The following is a 23626-nucleotide window of genomic DNA, read 5'->3' as shown; positions in this document are numbered from 1 at the left end:
CCCACCGCACCCCCACCCCCACCCGCCCGGGAACCCCCAACCCCCGAGAACCCCCGCCTCGCCCCTCGCCGCTCGCCGCTCGCCGCTCGCGAAAGCGTCGCGCGGCCCTGCGCTCGGAGCCAGCCCCTGGATTCCCCCCACACGCGAAGACGCCCGCCCCGATGCCGGAGCGGGCGTCTCGTGAAGCGACGGCTACGACGCCACGGGCTCGTGCTCGCGGTCGTTGTTGGCCGGCTCGCTCGTCACCGACCTGCGCTTGGAGACGATGATGGCCACGACGACCACCGCCACCGCCACCACCGTGATGCCGACCCGCAGCGCGGCGTTGCCCGCGTACAGGACGACGGCCGGAGCGACCAGCAGCGCGACCAGGTTCATCACCTTGATCAACGGGTTGATGGCCGGCCCCGCGGTGTCCTTGAACGGGTCGCCGACCGTGTCGCCGATGACCGTCGCGGCGTGGGCCTCGGAGCCCTTGCCGCCGTGGTGCCCGTCCTCGACCAGCTTCTTGGCGTTGTCCCACGCGCCACCGGAGTTGGCCAGGAAGACGGCCATCAGGGTGCCGCAGGCGATCGCGCCGGCCAGGAACGCGCCGAGCGGCGCATAGCCGAGCGCGAACCCGACCGCGATCGGGGTCATCACCGCCAGCAGGCCGGGCGTGGCCAGCTCGCGGAGCGAGTCGCGGGTGCAGATGTCCACGACGCGGCCGTACTCGGGCTTCTCGGTGCCGTCCATGATGCCCGGCTTGTTGCGGAACTGGTCGCGTACCTCGAAGACCACCCGCATGGCCGCGCGGCCGACCGCCGAGATCGCCAGGCCGGAGAACAGGAACACCACCGCGGCGCCGACGATCAGACCCACCAGGACGTTGGGCTGGTCGATGCTGAGGCTGAAGGTCGAGAAGGCGCCCAGCGCGTCCTTGATGTCCTGGCCGGCCCTGGAGAGCTGGTCCTCCACCGCCGTACGGAACGCGCCGAACAACGCCGTCGCCGCGAGCACGGCCGTGGCGATGGCGATGCCCTTGGTGATGGCCTTGGTGGTGTTGCCGACGGCGTCGAGGCTGGTGAGCACCCGCGCGCCCTCGCCCTCGACGTCGCCCGACATCTCGGCGATGCCCTGGGCGTTGTCGGAGACCGGGCCGAAGGTGTCCATGGAGACGATGACGCCGACCGTGGTCAGCAGGCCGGTGCCGGCCAGGGCCACCGCGAACAGCGCGATCGTGACGTTCCCGAACCCGAGCAGGAACGCCCCGTAGACCGCGCCGCCGATGATCAGCGCCGAGTAGACGGCCGACTCCAGGCCGACGCTGATGCCGGCCAGGATGACGGTGGCCGGGCCGGTGGCCGAGCTCTCGCCGATCTCGCGCACCGGACGCCGGTTGGTCTCGGTGAAGTAGCCGGTCAGCAGCTGGATCGCGCTGGCCAGCACCAGCCCGATCAGCACCGCGCCCACCGCGATCAGGCGTGGGTCGGCGTCCGACGTGACGGTCGAGCCCGACAGGGCGCTGAAGCTGCTGGGCAGATACCAGAAGGCCGCCGCGGCGACCAGCACCGCCGAGATGGCGGCCGAGATGAAGAAGCTGCGGTTGATCGCCGCCATGCCGCTGCGGTCGCGGTCGCGCATCCCCGTGACGAAGATGCCGATGATCGCGGTCAGCACGCCGATCATGGGCACGATCAGCGGGAAGATCAGACCCTGCTCGCCGAAGGCCACCTTGCCCAGGATGAGGCTGGCGACCAGCATGACCGCGTACGACTCGAACAGGTCGGCCGCCATGCCCGCGCAGTCGCCGACGTTGTCACCGACGTTGTCGGCGATCGTCGCGGCGTTGCGCGGGTCGTCTTCGGGGATGCCCTGCTCGACCTTGCCCACCAGGTCGGCGCCGACGTCGGCGGCCTTGGTGAAGATGCCGCCGCCGACTCGCATGAACATCGCCAGCAGCGCCGCCCCGAACCCGAACCCTTCGAGAACGTGGGGCGCCTCGCCCTGGTAGATGAAGACGACCACGGCCGCACCGAGCAGCCCGAGGCCGACGGTGAACATTCCGGCGACGCCGCCGGTACGGAACGCGACGCGCATGGCGCGCTTCTCGCCCGACTCGTTGGCAGCGGCGGCGACACGCACGTTTCCGCGCACCGCCAACCACATGCCCATGAATCCGGTCAATGCGGAGAACACCGCACCGACCACGAAGAAGATCGAGCGACCGACGCGTACGTCCATTTCGCCCGGCAGCAAGAGCAACAGGAAGGGAATGACGATCACGAAGATCGCCAGTGTGCGGAATTGGCGCGTGAGATAGGCAGCCGCGCCCTCCTGCACGGCTCGCGCGATGTTCTGCATGCGTTCGGTGCCCTGGCCGGCGGACAGCACCTCGCGTACGAGGCCGCCGGCGACGGCTAGCGCGATCAGCGCGACCGCGGCGACCACGATCACGATGGTGAGATTGTTACCGCTCAGGGACAGATTGGGCGCTGGCTCCAATGCCAGCATGTGCCTGCTCATCGTTCTCCTCGGCAAGACCGGTCGTCCTGCCCGAACGGTGCTGCGGATTTCTCGGCGGGCGGGTGCGGCACCATCCGGGTTGTGGGTGCCGCTTCCGGTTGAATCCGCGGTTCCGCCGGATCACCTTGGCCGGTGCCGGGAGTCTACGCAGGCACTGAACGGATATGAAGGCTCTCGGGGCGGCTATTTGCGCGACCGTTCAGTAATCCCCTGACAGCAGGCCGGTTTGCGATCTGACAGGCGAAATTTCCTCGCGTTTACGGGCATGACAAGCCCCCAAATCGGACCGCCCGAAACCCAGATTTAACCCAGCGACACGCCGACACCCCACCCCGCCCCGCGCTCCCACCCGAAACACAGCCGTGCGGCACCACCCGCGCCGGCCTCCTCGATGGCCTTACGCCACCGGGAAGCTACGCCAGCCTCGACGCCGATCCGAAGCTCCTACGCCGGCCACCCTCCCCGACGCCGGCTTCGAGACCTGACACCGGCCACCATGCCTCCGGTTTCAGGGGTTCATGCCCATACTCCCCGGCGCCGGCCAAGTGACTCGGCCAGCTATCCCCCGCCTATCCACAGGCTGTGGACAACTATGGGCCATCTTCCACAGGCATCCTGGGACGATCAAGAATCCCGGAGCGCAGACACGCTACCCCCTCAGGCCACGTCAAAGGAGCCCAAGCCGCCAGATATCACGGACCAACACCCCGACACCCGGGAAATCCCAGGACCGCCCGGCTCGCCAGAACCACGTCGAGTACCACCACGAAGCTCCCCCGCCAACCCCGCCGAGCCCCAGCGCCATGCCTTCACATCAGGCGAGGCCCAGATCCCTACACACCCAAGCGGTCTGCGGCGCACTGAGCCTCCGCAGCACCACGCCCGATCACACTCGAGACCGTTGAGCTGGACGTCAACCCGTCCCTGCGCATCACGTGAACCAGGTGATCGCCTGGCCGTGCGATCGGGTCCAGGCGAGCGGCCTCCCGTCCAGCGCGAGGACGTTGTACAGCGCCTCACCCGGCGGCGTCGGGAGCGTGTCGTAGGGCAGCACGTCCGGGGCCTCGTTCGCGATCCAGTGGCCGGGTAGGCCGCGTACCGCCTCGGCGAACGCCACCCGTCGCGGCATCGGCACGTGGTACAGCACCGAGCTGTGGAACACCACCAGCGTCGCGTCGGGCGGGCACTGCGCGGCCAGCGCCGGCAGGTCGTCCACCAGATCGCCCCGTACGAGCAGCGGCGGGTCGGCCGCGACCACGGCCGCCGCGGCCCGCAGTCTGGCGCGGCGATGCGCGTGTTCAGGCCAGATGAGGGCGTCAAGCCAGGCGAGATCCGCGGGGACGGTCACGTCAAGCGGGTTCAGATCCAGGCCGGCCCGCCACACCACCTGCGGCAGGCCGGTCGGCGGCGCCATATCGGTGGACGCGCAGGCAAGGACAGGCTCCCCGGAGCCGACCAGGTGATCGCCGTAACGGTAGGCGTACCGGTCGGGGTAGAGGCACAGCCCGGCGGACGCGCCGACCTCCAGCAGCGCGAGCGGCTGCGGTAGCGCGTTGAGCACCGGCAGCAGGACGGCACACCGTCCGGCCTCGTTCGTCTGCGTGGTCCGGGTGCGCATCTCCGCTTCGATCACCGGCCAGTTCGCCACCGCGTGATCGTGGAACTCGGCCAGATCCTCCACCGGCCCACCCAGCAGCCGGACTACGCCGAACAGCAGGTTCGGCTGCCGCTTGGCCGGCGGGAGCCCGTCGAGCAAAGTCAGGAGTTCAAGATCCCGCGTCACCGCGTATGCCAGCCGCTCGTACGTGGGCGACACACCGTGCGCTTCACGCGCGGCGAAGTCGGCGTAGATCGCTGCGGTCGTCATGTCCCGATGATCGCAGCGAACCCCTTCCACACCCAGCCGACCGCGCTCTCGAACGGATTCGTCAGGCCCTCTTCGTCACCCTGAGCCTCGGGTGCCGCATCGGGCCTTCACCCAGCCCGACCCCGGCAACCTGTGACGACTCCCCAAACGGGAGCCCGCCATCTCGCCGCAGCCCATGGCGACCGGGTGTGCCGACTGCGGGCTTCCGGCCCCGATCGGAGGCACCCACCAACATCGCGGCGAGGGCTCTTCGCCCTGCCTTCACACCGCACCAAGCCATCCAAGGCATGCCGACAAAGCCCCGGACGCCTGGACCTCGGCGTCCTCATGGGCACAAGAAAGGTGCGATCCGACAGGGAGGAAGGCATGCCACAACCGGACACCCCCTCATCCCCGTCTATCGCCCTCAACCAGACCCGACCAGCCCGAACACGACCCTCAGAAAACAAGGGACCGATCCAAGCGCTGTCAGGTCAGGAACCCGCCCCGTTGGAGGCGGGCCAGCTCATCCGGATGTTCGTCCCCTTGGGGCTGGGGAAGACCTCGACGTCATCGGCCAGACCGGTGATCACGGCGAGGCCGAAGCCTGACATGAACGAGTCAGAGAGCATGCCCAGATCGAGCGGCTGCTCCTGCTTGATCTCGTCACTGGGGGCCAGATCGCTGACCGTGACCTCGAAACGCCCGGAGTCGTCACGTAGCTCGATGCGGATGGGCTCGCCCGGGCAGTGAAGTCGATGCGCCTCGACCGCCCTGGAGCATGCCTCACCCACGGCGAGCCTGACTTCGTCCAGCAGCGATTCCTCGACGCCGGTGCGACGGGCGATCGCCGTGGCCACCAGCCGGGCGGTCCGCACATGCGCGGGGAGAGCGCTGAACGTCAGCTCGACGGTAGCCATGCTACTTGTCTTTGCCGTGAGCTTCCTTGGCCTCGTCGACGGAAGCGTAAATCCCGAAGACCTTGGTCAGACCGGTGATACGGAAGATCTTGAGGATGCGCTCCTGGGTGCACACCAGCTCAAGCGAGCCGTCATGCGCCCGGACCCTCTTGAGCCCTCCGACGAGCACTCCCAACCCCGTGGAGTCGAGGAAGTCGACCTTCTCCATGTTCACCAGAAGGTGGAAGTTGCCCTTGTTCACCAGGTCGATGAGGAGCTCACGCAATCTCGGCGCCGTGTAGACATCGATCTCACCCTCGACCTCCACGATGGTGAGTCGGTCTTCGGTGCGGTGATCCAACTTCAGATCCACAGATCCTCCAGCGCCTCGCCTGCGAAAGTACTCTTGCGGGCCTGGCAGTCTGGAGCGTGGCCCCAGACTGTCCGACCCTGACGCGCGGCATTCAACCACGCGTCTGGCTTGTGTCTATACGAAATCACGATTCCCGGCGACTTTGCCCATCGATGCAAGACTGGAAACAGTGACTTCCACGCCATCCTCCCCACAACAAGCAGGTCCACTCCTCGCCCACCTGCTCGGAGTTCCCGCACGTCATGAGCGTGTCACCCATGTGGAGCATGTTCCAGCACGTCAGGCGGGTCAAGCCCGTTGGCCCGACTGGGCACCGGAAGTCCTCGTTACGCGCTTGGCGAACCGTGGAGTCACAGGACTCTGGCCCCACCAGTACGAGGCCGCCGACCTGGCTTTCCGTGGCCGAAACGTGATCATCAGTACGGGCACGGCCTCGGGCAAGTCCCTGGCGTACCTCACTCCGGCGGTCGCGTCCTGCCTCGACGGCGGCACCGTCCTGTACCTGACGCCGACCAAGGCCCTGGCCGCCGACCAGTTCCGCGGCCTGCGCGAGCTGCGCATCACGCAGGTGCGCGCCGCCTGCTTCGACGGTGACACCCCCTTCGAGGAACGGACGTGGATCCGCCAACACGCCAACTACGTCCTGACGAATCCGGACATGCTCCACCGTGGCGTCCTGCCTCGCCACGCGCAGTGGTCCTCGTTCTTCCGCCGTCTCCGCATGGTGGTCGTGGACGAGTGCCACGGATACCGCGGCGTCTTCGGCTCGCACGTGGCCCAGATCCTGCGCCGCCTGCGCCGCGTCTGCGCCCGGTACGGCTCGCGCCCCACGTTCGTGCTCGCCTCGGCCACGGCGAGCGAGCCAGGCGTGTTCGCCATGAGGCTGACGGGGCTTGAGATGGACGAGGTGACCACGGACGCCTCGCCGAAGGGTTCGACCACCATTGCCCTCTGGGAGCCGCCCCTGACGGATCTGCGGGGCGAGGGAGGGGCTCCCGTACGCCGGACGGCGACCGCTGAGACGGCCGACCTCCTCGCGGACCTCGTCCTGGCGAACGTACGGACGCTCGCCTTCGTACGTTCGCGACGCGGCGCGGAGACGGTCGCCCTGTCCGCCCGCGCCAAGCTGGCCGACGTGGCCTTCTCCGTCACCGCTCCCCGGCCTCCGTCCGCCACCCCCGAAACCGCGCCGACCGACGCCTCCGGCTTCCCTGAGGCCACCCCCCACAGTTCCTCTCCCGCTTCCGGAAGCGCCGCTCCCGACGCCATGAGCCCGGTTGCCAACGCCACCAACGCCACCGGCCGGGGCGCCGGCGCGACGGACCGGCCCGATGCCGACCTCCAGGACCTCCGTCACCCCACACCTCCGAGCCCTCTCACCTGGGCCATCCCCGACGACGTCGAGGACCTCGCCGCCCTCCCCGACAAGGTCGCCGCCTACCGCGCCGGCTACCTCGCCGAAGACCGCCGCCTCCTGGAGAAGGCCCTGCGCGCCGGCACCCTCATGGGCCTGGCCACCACGAACGCCCTCGAACTCGGTGTGGACGTCTCGGGCCTGGACGCCGTACTGATCGCCGGCTGGCCCGGCACCCGCGCCTCCCTCTGGCAGCAGGCCGGCCGGGCCGGACGCGACGGCCAGGACGCCCTCGCCGTGCTCATCGCCAGGGACGATCCCCTGGACACCTACCTCGTCCACCATCCGCAGGCCCTGTTCGGCCGGCCGGTGGAGGCGATCGTCCTGGACCCGGACAACCCGTACGTCCTGGGCCCCCACCTGTGCGCCGCCGCCGCCGAGATCCCGCTGACCGACGACGATCTGCCCGTCTTCGGCACGACCACCCCCGATGTCCTGGACGACCTGGTCGCCCAGAACCTGCTGAGACGCCGTCCGGCAGGCTGGTTCTGGACCCGCCGCGAACGCGCCACCGACCTCGCCGACATCAGAGGCGGCGGAGGCGCCCCGATCCAGGTGGTCGAGTCGTCGACCGGCCGCCTGCTCGGCAGCGTGGACGAACCCTCGGCCCACACCACGGTCCACACCGGCGCGGTCTACCTCCACCAGGGCGAGACCTTCCTGGTGGAGACCCTCGACCTCGACTCCGGAGTCGCCCTGGTCGAGGCCGCCAACCCTGACTATTCGACGTTCGCCCGCGACATCACCGACATCTCCATCCTCGCCACCCAGCGTTCCCGCCCCCTCGGCCCGGGAACGCTGCACTTCGGCGAGGTGGAGGTGACCAGGCAGGTGGTCTCGTACCTGAAAAGACGTATGCAGTCGGGCGAGATGCTCGGCGACGAACCCCTCGACCTGCCGCCCCGCACCCTCCGCACCCGCGCGGTCTGGTGGACGCTGCCCGCCACGGCGGTGGCCCCGCTCGCGGCGGCGGACATCGACCTGGGCGGTGCCGCACACGCCGCCGAACACGCCTCGATCGGCCTGCTCCCCCTGTTCGCCACCTGTGACCGATGGGACATCGGCGGCGTCTCCACCGAACTGCACGCCGACACGGGCCTGCTCACGGTCTTCGTGTACGACGGTCACGAAGGCGGTGCCGGCTTCGCCGAACGCGGCTACGCGCGCGCCACCGACTGGCTGACGGCCACGCGCGAGGCGATCGCGTCCTGCGAGTGCGAACGCGGCTGCCCCTCCTGCATCCAGTCCCCGAAGTGCGGCAACGGCAACGAGCCCCTGCACAAACGCGGCGCACTCCAACTCCTGGACATCCTCCTCACCCCTGGCCCTCCGGCTTAGCTCCCGCTCTCCTCCGTCCGACGCGGGACATGTCCCGGTTTCTACATATGCCGCAGGTCGACGCGGAGCTCATGCTTCGGCTCGCTGTCATCGGCGGGCCTGTCCGCCCCCGTCAGGCGACATCTCGACCGGCCCCGCACGGGATCTGCCTGTGAGGGTGTGCGTTCCCGCGATCGGCAGGGTGATCGACAGAGAGGTCCGGACGTCCGCGACCTCTCCCGTGATCTCACAGGCGACCAGGCGGACGCCGTTCCTTCTGGCCAACGCGGACGCCCTGCCGCAAGCGCCCTCGGGATCGACGATCGCCGACCTGGCGGCGGCCAGAGCGCTCAGATCGGCCGCGCCGTCAACACGATGGCGAGCCACCCGAACCGCCCCCACGGAGGCCAGCCCGCCGGCAATCGCCATCAGGAGCCCCATGAGGGCCACGCCCCATAAGGTCGCCGACCCTCGTTCCTTGTGTTTGATCATCCTTGTCCTTGGAGTGATTGATTGGCGAGAGTTCATGACAGGTCTGGCGATTCATCAGCATTCGCCAGATGCGCCGAACCCCGGTTGCCGTGAGTTTTCGGCACGCGTTTGTGGCTTCCCTGCTGACGCGTCCACTTCCGCACCGGAAGGTGCCTGCGCGGCCAAGGGCCTTTGCACCTCGGGGTGCGCCTCCTCGCTCCTTGATGTCGATCTCCGTGCCGTGTCGCGGAGTTGTCGGCTGCTCTTGTGGGTAGGAGACGGCGTAGGGGTTGGAGATTTCGCCCCCCGACTGCCAGGAGGACACGAGGGCTCATGTCCTCCTGGCAGATCTCCTTTCGGCAGGCGACTGTGTGACGTCATGGTTCTGTGGCGGCTGTCGCCGAGGCCGACACACGGATGGCCGGCAGGGAAGTGCCCCAGGCTGGTCGTACATCTACTGCGATCTCTACGTTCGTGATTTCTGCGTCGCGGGCGATCTCTACGTGTGCGTCTGGGCGAGTGGCTGAGCGGGCGAGGTCGCGGACCTGGTCCAGCGGCTCACCTCGGGCTGCGGCACGCGCTGCCGCTCGGGCCGCGTCTACACATTCCAGTTGGACGTTCACCGCTTGTATGGCCCAGAGCGCGGCCGCCAGGACGATCATGAGGGCGGGCAGCATGGCGGCGGTCTCGGCCGTCACCGAGCCGCGTGATGCCGACCGTTGCCCGGTGGTGGCCTTCCGCGTCTGGGGCAGGGTCATCCGGTCGTTTTGAGCGCTCGGTCGATGAGGGACTTCAGCATTTCCTGCACTTCGGGGCTGCTGACCACCTTGAAGAGGAGTGCGGCGAAGGCACAGGCCGCGATGGTTCCTACCGCGTATTCGGCGGTGGACATGCCGCGCTCGCGGTTCGCGACGGCGCAGGCGATCCACTTGCCGGGACGCCATCGGGTGTTGCGGGAGCTGGTCGGCCCGCCGGCGGTCGAGGAGGAGGAAGACTGTGTGCCTTCCGTCTCGACGTTGTCGATGTACGGAGCCGGGCAGGCCGTGATGGGTGGAGCGGGGCTGAGGGGGCCTGGCGTGGTGGCGGGACTTTGCATCGTGCCTCCAGGTGATCGGAGCCGGGTCTTGTCCGGCGGGAGTCCAAGATTCGCCGAGAAGGCGCAGCCGCCGTCTGGCCGAACGGCGTTCTGGGGATTGCCGGCCGGGTGACTCCTCGGGCTGTGGACAAGTCCTGCTGCGGACGTGAGAGGGCGGCGAAGGCCCTGCTCGGTGGCCTGGCGGCTCGTTCGCCCGTGAGGGTCACGGCAGGATGATGGTGGACGCGAGGCCGGCGATCACCGGGATGATGCCCAGGAGGACGAAGGCCGGAAGGAAGCACAGGCCCAGAGGGGCCACCGCTTTGACGCCCACGGTTCGGGCGGCGGCCAGTGAGGCGGCTCTGGCGGCGTCCCTTGCGTCGTCGGCCAGGCGGGTCAGGACGTCCGCCAGCGGGGCGCCGGTCTGGGCGGCTCGGCTCATGGCTCTCGACAGCCGGCTCAGGGCCGGGTCCCTCGTCAGGGTTGCCCAGGTCGGTTCGGGGTCGGCGCCCAGGCGGAGCTGGCTGCTCACCCATGCCAAACGCTGACCGAGAGGGCCGCCGATCGTGGTCGCGGCCAGGTCTGTGGCGGCGGTCACCGGTTGTCCGGCGAGGAGGCACGCGGTCATCAGGTCCGCGGCGAAGGGGAGGTCGGCGGTGATCTGTTCGCGTTCCAGGCGGGAGTGAGGGGGTTCCCTTCTGTGCAGGATCAGGGCTGTTGCGGGGGTCAGCAGGAGGGCTACCGCGATTCCTGCGAAACCACCGATCAGGAGGGCGGTGATCACGCCGGTGAGGGCCGCGGTGGTGATGGTTCTGCGGTCCGGGGGACGGTGGAGGGCGTCTTTGTCGAGCCAGTCGGGCTGGGTGGGGGTGTCCGTCGCAGAGGTGGTGGGGCTGGACGGCGGGGCTGAGGGGGTGGGCGGAGGGAGGAGGCGGGTGAGGCGGTCTGCGGGGGTGCGTGAGGCTGACCACAACCAGGTGGCGAGGGCCACGCAGAAGGCGGACAGAAAGGGAAGCATCGGGCAGCGGAATTCCAGTGGTTCGGGTGCGGGAAGGATGCGGCCCGGCGCCCCGCGGGCGACGGCCGCGGGGACGGGGACGCGGGGACGCGGGGACGCGGGGACGCGGGGACGCGGGGACGGGGACGGGGGGACGGGGTCGCGGGTGGGGGTGGAGGGTGGTGGGTCAGGGGTGGGCCTTGGTGGCCATGTGGTGGGTCCACCACAGGCCGCAGGCGTCCAGGGCTGCGCCGGACAGGAGGCAGAGCAGGCCGGGGAAGGTGCCGAGCAGGAAGTTCAGGGGGTGCATGTCGAGCGCTCCCGCCATCAGGAGGCCGAGGATCGGCAGGGCGGCGAGCATTCGGGCCGTGGTGCGAGGGCCGGCCAGTTGGGCGGCGACGTCTGCGCGGTGGGTCTGGGCGGCGCGGAGCGTGTTGCCGACTCGTTCGACCAGGGCGGACATGCCTGCGCCCACGGTGATGCTGACGTCCCAGCAGGCAGCGAGGCGGCGGAGGCCCTCGCCGCCCTGAGCCGGGGCCGCTGCCGTGAGGGCTGCGGAGACGTCGCCGCCGTCTCTTGCCGCGGCCAGGGCGGGGCGCAGTGCTTCGGGGTCGGGGAAGTCGACGGCTGTGATGGCCCGGGTCAGGGCTTCGCCCGGGGTGCGGCCCGCGGCGAGCTCGGCCGAGAGCGACTGGCACAGCTCTATGGAGGCGCGGCGCCAGGCGTCGGCGCGGCGGGTGGGGCCGGGGCGGGTGAGGGTGGCTCGGAGCAGGCGCGGCCATGGGGGTCGGCGACGAGGTGCGGTCAGGAGCGCGCGCAGGCGGAGGGCGGGCGTGGTCGGGCCGGTCCACAACCAGAGGGCACAGGCTGTGGACAGGGCCGAGATGAGCGCGGCGGTCATCGTCCGGGGGCTTTCATGAGGTCCTTCGCAGGAGGGATTCGTAGCCGGGGCCGGTGTGGGGGCTGCCGTCCGGGGCGAAGGTGAGGGCGGGGACCGATTCGACGAGGCCGGCCGGGGTTCTGGAGAGCAGGCAGATCTCGGCGACGCGCCGTCGGCCGTCGGTGCGGGTGCGGGTCAGGTGGACGACCACGTCGAGGGCCGCCGCCAGCTGGCTGTGCACGGCCTCCCTGGTCAGGCCCGCCGCGCAGCCGAGGGCTTCCAGGCGGGGCGGCACGTCGGCCGCGGCGTTGGCGTGCAGCGTGCCGCACCCGCCCTCGTGGCCGGTGTTGAGGGCGGCGAGCAGGTCGACGACCTCCGCTCCCCTGACCTCGCCCACCACGAGCCGGTCGGGACGCATGCGCAACGCCTGACGCACCAGATCGCGCAGCCCCACTCCGCCCGCCCCTTCGAGGTTGGCCGGACGGGTCTCCAGGCGGACCACGTGGGGGTGGAGAGGGCGCAGCTCGGCGGAGTCCTCCACGAGGAGGAGGCGTTCGGCCGGGTCGGCCCGGGAGAGGAGGGCCGACAGAAGGGTGGTCTTGCCCGTGCCGGTGCCGCCCGTGACGAGGAAGGCGAGCCGGGCGTCGACCATCGCCGTCAGCACCGTGACGGCCGCCGGGGCGATCGTGCCGGCCGACACCAGGTCGGACAGGGTGAAGGTGCGGCGCGGCGGCAGGCGGAGCGACACGCAGGTGCCGCCCGAGGCGATGGGCGGCAGTACGGCGTGCAACCGGACGCCCCCGGCCAGCCTCGCGTCCACGTACGGCGAGGCGTCGTCGAGCCGGCGACCGGCGGCGGCCGCGAGGCGCTGGGCCAGCCTGCGGACCGCTCCGTCGTCGGCGAAGGTGACGGAGGTGCGGCGCAGGCCGCCGCCGTCGTCGATCCACACCTCCCGCGGGCCGTTGACCAGGACGTCGGTGACGTCGGGACGGGCCAGGAGCGGTTCCAGCGGACCGGCGCCGATCAGGTCGGCGCAGAGGGCGCGGGCGACCGCCAGGATCTCGGCGTCTCCGTAGACCGAGCGTTCGGCTCTGAGCGCGACGGCCACCTGGGCGGCCGTCGGCTCGACACCGGCGTGGGCCAGGCGGACGCGTACGGCCTCCACCAGCTCCGGCGAGACCTCCCCTGCGGCGCTCATGCCGGAAGGAGGTCTTGGAGCAGGGACGCGCAGAGGGTGCCGAGAACCGTACGCGGACCGAGCCCGGGGAGCTCGCCCCGGTTGAGGGTGGCGGTGAGCCTCGGATGGTCGGGCAGGTGGGCGGCGACGGGGATGCCGAGTGAGGCCGCGGCCGTCTCCTCGTCGAGGACTCCGGGCCGGAGGATGGCCCGCAGGTCGGCGGTGTGCCTGCGGAGCTCGCCCAGCACCTGGACGGTGGACAGGATGCCGCGCAGGTCAGCCGTGGTGACCGTCAGGGTCGTGTCGGCCCTGGTGAGGGCTTCCACGGCGGCCGGGTCGAGATGGCGCGGGAGGTCGACGACGATCAGGTCGAAGCCGCGCCGGCCGGCTTCCAGGACCGAGCGCATGGCCTGGGGCGGGATCGCGGCCACTTCCCCGCGGTGGAAGGACAGGACCGCGAGGTCGCCGAACGACGGGAGCGCCGCCCGCAGGGCGCTGGAGCTGATCCTTCCTTCCCTCGCCACCAGGTCGCCCCAGCGGGCGCCCGCCGCCTCCTCGTGGCCCAGCAGGGCGTCGATGCCGCCGCCCAGGGGGTCGGCGTCGATCAGGAGCGTACGGAGGCGGTCGCCCGAGGCGCGCAGGGCCAGGCAGGCGGACACCACGCTCGCGCCCGCTCCGCCGTGGCCGCCGATCACGCAGGTCACCGCGCCGGAGCGGGGCTCGGGCTCCATGGCGTCGGCGAAGCGTTCCACGAGGTGGCGTTCGTCGCCGGGGAGGCGGACGACGGCCTGGGCGCCCACGGCCACGCATTTTCGCCACGTGTCGGGGTCGTCGGGGCCACGGGTCACCAGGAGGACCTGGTCCCGGGTGGGCGGTGAGGTGGCGGCGACGGCGTCGGCCTGGTCGGGGCCGATGGCGACCATGGGGGCGAGGTTCCAGTACGGCCGGGCATGGGCGGGGGTCTGGGCCACGTCGAGCTGGGCGCCGGCGGCGGCTGCGATGCGGACCAGGTCGTCGAGGAGGTCGTGGTCCTCGGTGATGACCAGGGGGCGGTGCACGGGGTCCTCCTCTTGCCGGGGCGTGGGAGGTCAACCCTGCTGGGGAGGAGGCGGCCGGGAGAGGCCGAACGGGATTCTGGGGACGGCGGCCGCGGACATGCCTCACCTATGGACAACCGGCGGGGTCGGCGAGCCGGACAGAGGCCGGAAATAGGGCGACCCCCGCCGGGGGGGAGAGCGGGGGTCGCCTGATCGGTCCGGCTCCGGGGGGGTAGAGCCGGTCCCGTTTCAGAAGAAAGCTTTCATCACTTCACCAGAGCATGGCAAGAGACTTGCAAACGCATCCCTCACACACACGCTCCAGTTTCGGGCGATACCTCCGTATGCTGCCCGATCCACTCGAGTTTCGTCGAGCAGTAATCTGGCATTTCCGCCAAGTTTTTTCGCTACGCCATAACGATCGCATAAAGACAGTCACTGTCCGTAATCGTCACAGGTAGGTAACGGGTTGGCGCCCGAAGACGGCTCGACGGAACCCTCCCGGCCGCTCCACGTCTGGGTAAAGGTCTTGCTCCAAGGGGTTCCCAGCAGGGCGGATCCGTCGTAGAAAGGTGTTACGGACCTCTTGTCCGGGTGCATCAGCCGGGTACCCACGCGCGACCAGCCGCGGGAGGCGCGTCGTGACGGGCTTGACCCGCTCCGACGGATTTGAGGTGCACGCTTGGTAACCCGGTGTGATGCACCGGCAGACGGCGTCTCGGTCGAGACGCCGTCCGCTATGTGACCAGCCCGTCCGTCAGCCTCGTTGCATCGCTTCGCAGACCGCGGTCGTCTCCCGTACCCCCAGGCTTACCGCCGAGGCACAGTGCTGTACCCACTGGCCGACGCCCTCCGGAGTACCGGTCAGGTACGCCCGGAGCGCCTCCGCGTACGGCAGCTCAAGATGCCCGATCTCGACGACGACCAGCGACTTCGGGTCGAGCCCGTACTCGACCAGCGTCAGCCGTTCCGCGGAACGCGCCACGACGCCGTCGCACGTCCCGAACGGACGCAGCACCGCCAGCTCGGCGTGCACCACGGCGGCCAGCACGATCGCGGGCGCCTTGCCCGCCTCTTCCAGCAGCCGGAACAGGGACTCCATGCGCGTCGCGGTCTCCGCCGCCCCCGGGGCGGGACCGAGCCCGAGCGGATCGGGGGCGGAGTCGTCTGTACGGGGACGGCCCAGCGCCGGCTGGTCGGCGAGCCCCGCGGCGGCGACGGTGTGCAGGCGGGCCAGCACCTGCCGCGGCGCCTTCCGCCAGGTGGGACCGAGCCGGCCCATCTCCGCGGACGCCCGCAGCGCCCCCTGTACGAGCGGATCGTGCACCTCGTCGCGGCGCAAGGCGTCCAGCGGCACGTCGACGCCCTCGATCGCGGCCGAGGCCCGCGCGCCGCGCAGGGACGACTCGGTGGACACCGCCGGGCTCGCCCGGCGCAGGACGCGATGCCGATAGAGCCTGTCGACGGCCTGCCGCGCCTCGTCCACTGCCTCGGACACGCCTGGGAACCGCGCGATGACGGCCAATGGGTCACTCACGGAAACCGACCTTACCGGCGGGTACGCCATGCCCCGCCATGGACCGGACCGCCGCCCTATAAGGCGCTCCGGCACCCCCCGCTTTTTCCCGCCACGCCGAACCGCATATTCTCCTGATTTCAGGATGACAACAGTTCAATTGCGTTTGTCATGCAAGCTGATAATCATGCGGCCACCCACGCGAATCGGTACAGACCTGTCTAGACCTCTTGTGTGGGGAGGCCGTGAGCTGGTGAAGTGGGACCCGACCTGTCCAACCTGGCCATAGAAGGAGCACGAAGTGGCCCCGGAGACCCCTGGCAACGAGACCCAGGCGCTGTCCAACCTGCTACAGGAGAACCGCCGGTTCGCACCACCGGCCGAGCTGGCCGCGGCCGCGAACGTGACCGCCGCCGCATACGCCGAGGCAGACGCCGACCGTCTCGCCTTCTGGGAGCGCGCGGCCGAGCGGCTGACCTGGGCCAGGCGGTGGGACACGACGCTGGAGTGGAACGCGCCGTTCGCCAAGTGGTTCGTCGGCGGCGAGCTCAACGTCGCCTACAACTGCGTCGACCGGCACGTCGAGGAGGGCCGCGGCGACAAGGTCGCCTACCACTGGGAGGGCGAGCCCGAGGGCGACAGCCGCACGCTCACCTACAACGACCTCAAGAACGAGGTCGGCAAGGCCGCCAACGCGCTGCTGGAGCTCGGCGTGCGCAAGGGCGACCGGGTGGCCATCTACATGCCGATGATCCCCGAGCTGCCGATCGCGATGCTGGCCTGCGCCCGCATCGGCGCGATCCACTCGGTGGTGTTCGGCGGCTTCTCCTCCGCCGCGCTCAAGAGCCGCATCGACGACGCCGACGCCAAGCTCGTGATCACGGCCGACGGCGGCTACCGCCGCGGCAAGCCGAGCGCGCTCAAGCCCACCGTGGACGAGGCCGTCGCCGAGTGCCCGCAGGTGGAGAACGTGCTCGTCGTCCGGCGTACCGGCCAGGACGTCGCCGTGGGCGACAAGGACGTGTGGTGGCACGACCTGGTCGAGCGCCAGAGCGACCAGCACACCGCCGAGCCCCACGACGCCGAGGACCCGCTGTACATCCTCTACACCAGCGGCACCACCGGTAAGCCCAAGGGCATCCTGCACACGACCGGCGGCTACCTCACCCAGACCGCCTACACGCACCACGCGGTCTTCGACCTCAAGCCCGAGACCGACATCTACTGGTGCACGGCCGACATCGGCTGGGTCACCGGCCACTCCTACATCGTCTACGGCCCCCTCGCCAACGGCGCGACCAGCGTCATCTACGAGGGCACCCCGGACACCCCGCACCGCGGCCGGTTCTGGGAGATCGTGCAGAAGTACAAGGTCACGATCCTCTACACCGCCCCCACGGCGATCCGGACGTTCATGAAGTGGGGCGACGACATCCCCGCCAAGTTCGACATGTCCAGCCTGCGCGTCCTGGGCTCGGTCGGCGAGCCGATCAACCCCGAGGCCTACGTCTGGTACCGGGAGCACATCGGCCACGACCGCTGCCCCGTCGTGGACACCTGGTGGCAGACGGAGACCGGCGCGATCATGATCAGCCCGCTGCCGGGCGTCACCTCGGCCAAGCCGGGCGCGGCGATGCGCCCGCTGCCGGGCATCACCGCCGACGTGGTCGACGACCAGGGCAACAGCGTCCCCAACGGGGGCGGCGGCTTCCTCGTCGTGCGCGACCCGTGGCCGTCGATGCTCCGCACGATCTGGGGCGACGACCAGCGCTACATCGACACGTACTGGTCGCGTTTCGAGGGCATGTACTTCCCCGGCGACGGCGCGAAGAAGGACGAGGACGGCGACCTGTGGCTGCTCGGCCGCGTCGACGACGTCATGCTCGTCTCCGGCCACAACATCTCCACCACCGAGGTGGAGAGCGCCCTGGTCAGCCACCCCAAGGTCGCCGAGGCGGCCGTGGTCGGCGCGACCGACCCGGTGACCGGCCAGGCCATCGTGTCGTTCGTGATCCTGCGCGGCAGCGCCGAGGAGAACGACGACATCGCCGCCGAGCTGCGTGACCACGTGGCCAGGACGCTCGGCCCCATCGCCAAGCCGCGGCAGATCCTGGTCGTCCCCGAGCTGCCGAAGACCCGCTCCGGCAAGATCATGCGCCGCCTCCTGCGCGACGTGGCCGAGAACCGCAGCATCGGCGACGTCACCACGCTGGCCGACAGCACGGTGATGAACCTCATCTCCGAGAAGCTGCCGGCGGCCAAGTCCGAGGACTGACCGGCCGTTCAGCCGCTGAGGCGCATGCCCGTACCGGGCATGCGCCTCATCTGTCTGCGGCGGACGGCGTTATCGTGGGCGATCGGGTAGTTCTGGGAGTAGCCGCGTCCTCGGCGTGTTCGGTGGCGCCCAGCAGTTAGTACGGGATGTTTGACACGGCCACCAGGCCTCGATAGGAGACGTTCATGCCGCAGACTCCCGAGGAAGAATCCCTGGGCTCGCTGGTCGCCCAGGCCAGCAGCCACATCTCCGACCTCGTCCGCTCGGAGATCGAGCTGGCCAAGGCCGAGTTCAAGTTCGACGCCAAGCGGGTGGGCATGGCCGCGGGGCTGTTCGCCGCCGCCGCGTTCATGGCGCACCTGTGCCTGATCCTGGCCTCGTTCACCATCGCGTACGTGCTGGCCCAGTGGCTGCCCAACTGGCTGGCTTTCCTCATCGTGACCGTCTTCTACCTGGTGGCCGCGGGGCTGCTGGTGCTGGTCGGCGTGCGCAGGCTGAAGGGCCTGGCCGGGATGAAGCGCACCGCCAGGTCGATCAAGGGCCTCAAGGAGATCGCCACGCCGGAGGAGCAGACGCTCCCCGTGCCCAGCCCCGAGGGTCAGCCGGTGAGCCGTGATGGCACCTGACGAGACGGTCGTCCAGATCGACGGCCCGTGGACACACCGGGCCGTGCACGCCGGCGGCACCCGCTTCCACGTCGTGGAGGCCGGCGAGGGCCCGCTGGTCCTGCTGCTGCACGGGTTCCCGCAGTTCTGGTGGACCTGGCGCAACCAGCTCACCTCCCTCGCGCGGGCCGGCTTCCGGGCGGTCGCCGCCGACCTGCGCGGCTACGGCGGCAGCGACAAGCCGCCGCGCGGCTACGACCTGCCCACCCTGGCCGCCGACGCGACCGGCCTGATCCGCGCGCTCGGCGAGACCGGCGCGGTCGTCGTCGGGCACGACTGGGGCGGCCTGCTGGCCTGGACGATGGCCGTGCTCGACCCCAAGTGCGTGCGCCGGCTGGTCGTGGTCTCGGCGCCGCACCCGCTGCGGCTGCGCCACGCGCTGGCGACCGACCCCGGCCAGCTCAGGGCCGGCCGGCACGCGCTCGGCTACCAGCTCCCGCTGCTGCCCGAACGCAGGCTCACCAGGCACGACGCCGCCCTGGTCGGCAGGATCCTGGCGGGCTGGTCGGCTCCCGGCTGGCCGGACGCCGAGACCGCGCGCACCTACCGGGAGGCGTTCCGGATCCCCGCCGTGGCCCACTCGGCGCTGGAGTACCACCGCTGGTTCGGCCGTTCCCAGCTCCGGCCCGACGGCCGCCGCTACGCCAGGGTCATGCGTACCGAGATCGAGGCGCCGACGCTGCACCTGCACGGCGCGCTCGACCCGTACGCGCTCCCCCGCACCGCCCAGGGCTCCAGCCGGTACGTCGCCGCCCCCTACCGCTGGCGGCTGTTCGAGGGCGCGGGCCATTTCCCCCACGAAGAGATCCCCGACGTGTTCGACACCGAGCTGCTCGGCTGGCTGGCCGATCCCGAACCCGACCGATGAGAGAGCCCCTCGAGCGATGAGAGACCGCGACCCCCAGGGCAAGCCGCGCAACGCCAGGCCACGCGACGCGTACGGCAGGCCGCTCCCCTACGGCTCGCCCGGCGTCGACCGGGTCCCCGACGACTACGCCCCCACCTCCGAGCAGGCGCTCGCCGACGCGCGGCACTTCCTGGGAGAGGGGCTGCCGTTCAACGCGCACGAGGTCTTCGAGGGCCGCTGGAAGTGCGCGCCCGAGGAGGAGCGCGAGCTGTGGCAGGGGCTCGCGCAGATCTGCGTCGGGCTGACGCACCTCCAGCGCGGCAACGGCCGCGGCGCGGTCACCCTGTTCAGCCGCGGCGCGGCCAGGGCGCAGGCGTACGGCGGCGACTACGACGCCGTCGGCAGGGCGGCCACCGGCCTGACCCAGGACAGCGACGCCGTCGAGGCGATCGCCCTGATCCTGGCCGCACTGCCCGCCTAGTCGCACTCCTGGGTGCTGGCCGCGGTGGTGTCGTTCCGGCCCTGGCCGGCGTCGGGCGCGACCTCCTCGGCGGTGAGCACGTAGCCGGTGTCCTTCTCGCTGACCGCGGCGGCGAAGATCACGCCGTAGACGCGCCCGTCGACGGTGAGCAGCGGGCCGCCGGAGTTGCCCGGCAGCACCTTGCCGCGGATCGCGTAGACCTTCCGCCGGACGTTGCGGTCGTGGTAGATGTCGGGCCCCTCGGCGTCGAGACGGCCGCCGATGCGGGCGGGCTCGGCGGTGAAGCCCTTGCCCCTGGGGAAGCCGGCGATGATCGCGTTGGCGCCCCGCTTGCCGTCGGCCTCGAAGGTGAGCTGCGGCAGGTCGAGGCCGGGCACGTAGAGGATCGCGATGTCGCGCTGGGGGTTGTAGCGCACGACCTTGGCCGGGTGGCGCACGTTCTTGTAGTCGATGACCTCCAGGTCGCGGGTGACGCCGGCGACGACGTGGGCGTTCGTCATGATCCGGTTGTCGGCGTAGACGAAACCGGTGCCCTCGATGTGCTTGTTGCAGCTCTCGGCGTTGCCCTGGACCTTCACGATGGCCCGCTGGGCCCGGCCCAGCTTGGCGCCCTGCAGCACGCTCTGCGCCGGCGGCGGCACGTCGATCAGCGCGTCGGGGGCGATGGCGTCGAAGACGGGCGGGAACTCCGACCTGTCCACGAACTTCTTGAACGGCTGCTGCCAGTTGCGCGCGGCCTGCGGGATCGCGTCGTCGACCGTGGTCAGCAGCGCGGAGTTCTTGACCTGGTCGACCAGCGGGGTGAACGTCGTCGAGACGATCAGCGACCCGATCAGCCAGGCGATCACCAGCACGGACAGCGCGCTGGCGAACGTGCCGCCCACCGCGTCGGCCATCTTGGCCGGCTCCCACGTGACGTGGCTGCGCACGACCGCGCCGACCGTGGAGGAGGCGAACTGGCCGATCGTGGCGGCCAGGAACACGATCACGATCGCGAGCAGGGCCTGCGGGGTGTCGCCGTCGACGACGGCCTTGGCGATCGGCGGCGCGATGAAGATGCCGAGCACGGCGCCGCCCACGAACCCCACGAAGCTCATCGCGCCGATGATGAAGCCCTGCCGGTAGCCGGATACGCCGAAGGCGATCACGAGGCCGATCAATATGAGGTCAAGCAGATCACCGCGCACGCTTCAAAGGTAGCCAGCGATACGGTCAAGTGTGCACGTCTTCCGCCAGGACGGCGTCACCCGGCTGGCTATCTTGGGCGGTATGCCGCCGGCCGAGGGAACAGTGCGCGATCTCATCCGGGCAGCTCTCAGCGACACCGACCCGGACGGGCCGCTGCGCTGGCACGTGATCTGCCTGCTGCGCCAGCGGGCCGACCTGGAGTCGTTCATCGAGGCACGCCGCCTGTGCGCCGCGGACAACGTGGCCGAACGGCTGCTCGGGGTGGACATCATGGGCATGCTGCGGCCGTTCGTGGACCGTACGCTGCCGGTGCTGCGCTACCTGGCGGCCAGCGAGGACGACGCCATGGTCCTGTACGCCGTGCTGATCGCCTTCGGCCACCTGGCCGACCCCCGCTCGCTGCCTTCGGTGATCGACCTTGCCTGTCACGACGACGCCAGAGTGAGGTACGGGGCGGCGTACGCGCTGCAGCACGTGCTGGGCGACCCGCCCGACCGGGCGGGCCTGGAGATGCTGCGCACCCTGGCCGCCGACGACGACGCGGACGTCGCCGACTGGGCCTCGCTCGGCGTCTCGCTCAGAACCCCGGAGTGATCCGCTCGCGCAGCCGTCAGGACCCCGGAGTGATCCGTTCGCGCAGGCCCAGTCTGACGACCTCGGCCGGCAGGTCCTCCAGCCGCGCCTGGTCCCAGGGACGTTCGAGGCCGCCCTCGCGCAGCACGGAGTCGAGCACCATCGCGGTGAACCCCCACACCAGCATGCCCCGCACGTGGAAGGCCGGGCCGGCGAGCCCGCTGGGATGCCGCAACATGACCCGGTTGCCCGGATCGACCAGCTCGGCGATCGGCACCCGCTCGACCGACTCGACCTCGTCGGGCGAGGCGGCGTGCACCGCGGAGGGCGTGTGCCACCAGCCGAACACCGGGGTGACCCGGTTGTCGCTGTGGTCGAGGTAGAGCTCGGGCATCGTGCCGAGGACGCGCACGCCGCGCGGATCGACGCCGGTCTCCTCCTCGGCCTCGCGCAGCGCCGCGCCGACCGGGCCGCCGTCTTCGGGATCGACGCCGCCGCCGGGGAAGGCGGGCTGGCCGGCGTGCCTGCGGCCGCGTGAACTGCGCTGGATGAGCAGCACGTCGGGGCCGAGCGGACCCTCGCCGAACAGCATCAGCACGGCGGCCAGGCGCCCGCGGCCGGCCGGGGGCCGCAGGTAGCGGGGGACCGTGATCCGCGCGGCCTGCGCCGCGAGCCGTTCGAGCCAGTCGGGCACTTCTGTCACGCAAACCTCCAACACGGCACGGCCTCGATCACTTCCCTGGGCTCGCGGATCAGGAGAAGGGACCGGGCCTGACCAGCTTCTCCGCCTCCGCCTCGCCGGTGGGCCCGGTGCCGAAGGAGGGGCACAGGTTCGCCAGCGGGCACACGCCGCAGGCCGGACGGCGCGCGTGGCACATGCGGCGGCCGTGCCAGATGACCCGGTGGGAGAAGATCGTCCACTCGCGGCGGGGCAGCAGCTCGGCCACGACGTGCTCGATCTTGACCGGGTCGGTCTCCTCGGTCCAGCCGAAGCGGCGCACGAGCCGCTGGAAGTGCGTGTCGACGGTCAGCCCCGGCACGCCGAACGCGTTGCCGAGCACCACGTTCGCGGTCTTGCGGCCCACGCCGGGCAGGGTGACCAGGTCTTTGAGCCGGCCCGGCACCTCGCCGCGGTAGCGCTCACACACGGCCTGGGCCATGCCGATGATGCTGTTGGTCTTCGCGCGGAAGAAGCCGGTCGAGCGGATGATGTCTTCCATCTCGGCGCGGTCGGCGGCGGCGTAGTCCTCGACGGTGGGGTATTTGGCGAACAGGGTGGGGGTCACCATGTTCACCCGCTTGTCGGTGCACTGGGCCGACAGGATGGTCGCGACCAGCAGCTCCAGCGGGTTGCGGAAGTCGAGCTCGCAGTGGGCGTCGGGGTAGGTCTCGGCGAGGACGCGGTTCATCTTGCGCGCCCGCCGTACCAGGGCTAGCTGGGTCTCCGGCTTGCGCCCCGCCGCGTTCGTGGCCATGCCGCAAGACTATGGGAACCGTTGAACCTTCTACGCCGCGTTCGCGTACAACCTGGCGGCTGGGAGGGCGGCGACCATGGGCGATCAGCACAAGGGCGAGTCACTGACCGACTTCGTACGCAGGGGCGGCCCGTTGCGCGGCGCGGCGCTGCACCGGGTGGCGCTCGGCAGCGCGGCGGCCATGGCCAGGATGCACGCCCACGGCGTGACCGGCCTGCGGCTCACCCCGGACAACGTCGCGCTCGGCACGCGCGGCCAGGTGCTGGTGGGCGTGCAGGGCTCGCCCGGCCGCGGCGGCCCGGCCGACGACGTGCGGGACTGGGCGGAGCTGGTGAGGTTCGCGAGCGGGTCCGGCGCGCTGCCGCATCCGCTGCGCGGCGTCGTCGAGCGGTGCCGCCGTCCGGAGCCCGCCGGCCGCCCTTCGGCGGCCCATGTCGTACGCGTCCTGCTGGGCCACACGATGGCGACGGCGGTCGCCTCGGTGGACGACCTCCTGCGGAAGTAAGCAGGTCACCCGATTTGTTCATACACTTCAGTGCGCCACACACCAGGGCAAGCCACGCCTAACCCGGGCATTCCCATAGCCTGTGTGTGCCGCCCGGAGTGGGGTGAGTC

General features: G+C 70.6%; 22 protein-coding genes. 7 read left to right on the top strand and 15 right to left on the bottom strand.

Going from position 1 to position 23626, the window contains the following annotated elements; translation table 11 throughout:
- Nucleotides 1-192: 192 nt before the first annotated feature.
- The 4 genes from ACWCSU_RS14010 to ACWCSU_RS13995 all read right to left on the bottom strand — a co-directional run bounded on the left by ACWCSU_RS14010 (nt 193) and on the right by ACWCSU_RS13995 (nt 5623).
- Entirely contained in the window at nt 193-2505 is a 2313-nt protein-coding gene (locus tag ACWCSU_RS14010; RefSeq protein ID WP_357692562.1) for a sodium-translocating pyrophosphatase, read from the bottom strand.
- 931 nt (nt 2506-3436) lie between these two features.
- Nucleotides 3437-4372, bottom strand: a complete 936-nt coding sequence (locus ACWCSU_RS14005) for a DUF2332 domain-containing protein (RefSeq protein ID WP_449935244.1) — start codon at nt 4370-4372, stop codon at nt 3437-3439.
- A 473-nt stretch (nt 4373-4845) separates the two neighbouring features.
- Entirely contained in the window at nt 4846-5271 is a 426-nt protein-coding gene (locus ACWCSU_RS14000) for an ATP-binding protein (protein WP_357692567.1), read from the bottom strand.
- Between the two features lies 1 nt (nt 5272).
- A complete protein-coding gene (locus tag ACWCSU_RS13995; RefSeq protein ID WP_043629845.1) occupies nt 5273-5623 on the bottom strand; it encodes an STAS domain-containing protein in 351 nt (116 codons plus the stop codon).
- Between the two features lie 409 nt (nt 5624-6032).
- Here ACWCSU_RS13995 and ACWCSU_RS13990 point away from each other — a divergent pair, with 409 nt between their 5' ends.
- On the top strand, nt 6033-8375 hold the full coding sequence (locus ACWCSU_RS13990) for a DEAD/DEAH box helicase (protein WP_449935241.1): 2343 nt from the start codon (nt 6033-6035) through the stop codon (nt 8373-8375).
- A gap of 87 nt (nt 8376-8462) precedes the next feature.
- Here ACWCSU_RS13990 and ACWCSU_RS13985 read toward each other — a convergent pair whose 3' ends face one another.
- The 8 genes from ACWCSU_RS13985 to ACWCSU_RS13950 all read right to left on the bottom strand — a co-directional run bounded on the left by ACWCSU_RS13985 (nt 8463) and on the right by ACWCSU_RS13950 (nt 15528).
- Nucleotides 8463-8846: an Rv3654c family TadE-like protein gene (locus ACWCSU_RS13985; protein ID WP_364082725.1), complete on the bottom strand. Its 384-nt coding sequence runs from the start codon at nt 8844-8846 to the stop codon at nt 8463-8465.
- Nucleotides 8847-9202: 356 nt separating this feature from the next.
- Nucleotides 9203-9487 carry a TadE family type IV pilus minor pilin gene (locus tag ACWCSU_RS13980; protein ID WP_397036538.1) on the bottom strand — a complete coding sequence of 95 codons (285 nt, stop codon included), beginning with the start codon at nt 9485-9487 and terminating at the stop codon, nt 9203-9205.
- A 92-nt stretch (nt 9488-9579) separates the two neighbouring features.
- Complete coding sequence (locus tag ACWCSU_RS13975) at nt 9580-9921, bottom strand: DUF4244 domain-containing protein (RefSeq protein WP_449935239.1); 342 nt, start codon at nt 9919-9921, stop codon at nt 9580-9582.
- A gap of 202 nt (nt 9922-10123) precedes the next feature.
- Complete coding sequence (locus tag ACWCSU_RS13970; RefSeq protein WP_449935237.1) at nt 10124-10918, bottom strand: type II secretion system F family protein; 795 nt, start codon at nt 10916-10918, stop codon at nt 10124-10126.
- A gap of 166 nt (nt 10919-11084) precedes the next feature.
- Complete coding sequence (locus ACWCSU_RS13965; RefSeq protein ID WP_357692580.1) at nt 11085-11798, bottom strand: type II secretion system F family protein; 714 nt, start codon at nt 11796-11798, stop codon at nt 11085-11087.
- Between the two features lie 13 nt (nt 11799-11811).
- Nucleotides 11812-12975, bottom strand: coding sequence for a TadA family conjugal transfer-associated ATPase (locus ACWCSU_RS13960; protein ID WP_357692582.1), 1164 nt, complete (start codon nt 12973-12975; stop codon nt 11812-11814).
- A complete protein-coding gene (ssd, locus tag ACWCSU_RS13955) occupies nt 12972-14012 on the bottom strand; it encodes a septum site-determining protein Ssd (RefSeq protein WP_449935235.1) in 1041 nt (346 codons plus the stop codon). The genes ACWCSU_RS13960 and ssd overlap by 4 nt, the downstream gene beginning before the upstream one ends.
- A gap of 736 nt (nt 14013-14748) precedes the next feature.
- Nucleotides 14749-15528, bottom strand: coding sequence for a Fic family protein (locus ACWCSU_RS13950; RefSeq protein WP_357692586.1), 780 nt, complete (start codon nt 15526-15528; stop codon nt 14749-14751).
- 280 nt (nt 15529-15808) lie between these two features.
- Here ACWCSU_RS13950 and acs point away from each other — a divergent pair, with 280 nt between their 5' ends.
- The 4 genes from acs (at nt 15809) to ACWCSU_RS13930 (ending at nt 19775) form a co-directional block, all read left to right on the top strand.
- On the top strand, nt 15809-17782 hold the full coding sequence (acs, locus tag ACWCSU_RS13945; RefSeq protein WP_357692588.1) for an acetate--CoA ligase: 1974 nt from the start codon (nt 15809-15811) through the stop codon (nt 17780-17782).
- A 185-nt stretch (nt 17783-17967) separates the two neighbouring features.
- Complete coding sequence (locus tag ACWCSU_RS13940) at nt 17968-18408, top strand: phage holin family protein (protein WP_357692590.1); 441 nt, start codon at nt 17968-17970, stop codon at nt 18406-18408.
- The gene (locus tag ACWCSU_RS13935; RefSeq protein ID WP_357692592.1) at nt 18398-19315 is read left to right on the top strand and encodes an alpha/beta fold hydrolase; all 918 of its coding nucleotides are present in this window, start codon (nt 18398-18400) and stop codon (nt 19313-19315) included. The genes ACWCSU_RS13940 and ACWCSU_RS13935 overlap by 11 nt, the downstream gene beginning before the upstream one ends.
- A gap of 16 nt (nt 19316-19331) precedes the next feature.
- Nucleotides 19332-19775, top strand: a complete 444-nt coding sequence (locus ACWCSU_RS13930) for a DUF309 domain-containing protein (protein ID WP_357692594.1) — start codon at nt 19332-19334, stop codon at nt 19773-19775.
- Here ACWCSU_RS13930 and ACWCSU_RS13925 read toward each other — a convergent pair.
- Entirely contained in the window at nt 19772-20962 is a 1191-nt protein-coding gene (locus tag ACWCSU_RS13925) for a MarP family serine protease (protein WP_357692596.1), read from the bottom strand. The two genes, ACWCSU_RS13930 and ACWCSU_RS13925, sit on opposite strands and share 4 nt — an antisense overlap.
- Before the next feature lie 103 nt (nt 20963-21065).
- On the opposite strand from ACWCSU_RS13925, the gene ACWCSU_RS13920 reads away from it, so the two are divergent.
- A complete protein-coding gene (locus tag ACWCSU_RS13920) occupies nt 21066-21557 on the top strand; it encodes a HEAT repeat domain-containing protein (protein WP_357692598.1) in 492 nt (163 codons plus the stop codon).
- 16 nt (nt 21558-21573) lie between these two features.
- Here the strand turns inward: ACWCSU_RS13920 and ACWCSU_RS13915 are convergent, their stop codons facing one another.
- The gene (locus tag ACWCSU_RS13915; RefSeq protein ID WP_357692600.1) at nt 21574-22239 is read right to left on the bottom strand and encodes an NUDIX hydrolase; all 666 of its coding nucleotides are present in this window, start codon (nt 22237-22239) and stop codon (nt 21574-21576) included.
- Nucleotides 22240-22288: 49 nt separating this feature from the next.
- Nucleotides 22289-23011, bottom strand: coding sequence for an endonuclease III (nth, locus tag ACWCSU_RS13910; protein ID WP_397036359.1), 723 nt, complete (start codon nt 23009-23011; stop codon nt 22289-22291).
- A 76-nt stretch (nt 23012-23087) separates the two neighbouring features.
- Between nth and ACWCSU_RS13905 the strand changes: the two genes are divergently transcribed.
- The gene (locus ACWCSU_RS13905) at nt 23088-23516 is read left to right on the top strand and encodes a hypothetical protein (RefSeq protein WP_357692604.1); all 429 of its coding nucleotides are present in this window, start codon (nt 23088-23090) and stop codon (nt 23514-23516) included.
- Nucleotides 23517-23626 lie beyond the last annotated feature (110 nt).

The sequence above is a fragment of the Nonomuraea sp. NPDC001699 genome (assembly GCF_053596455.1).
This window is presented reverse-complemented; position numbering and strand designations above follow the sequence as displayed.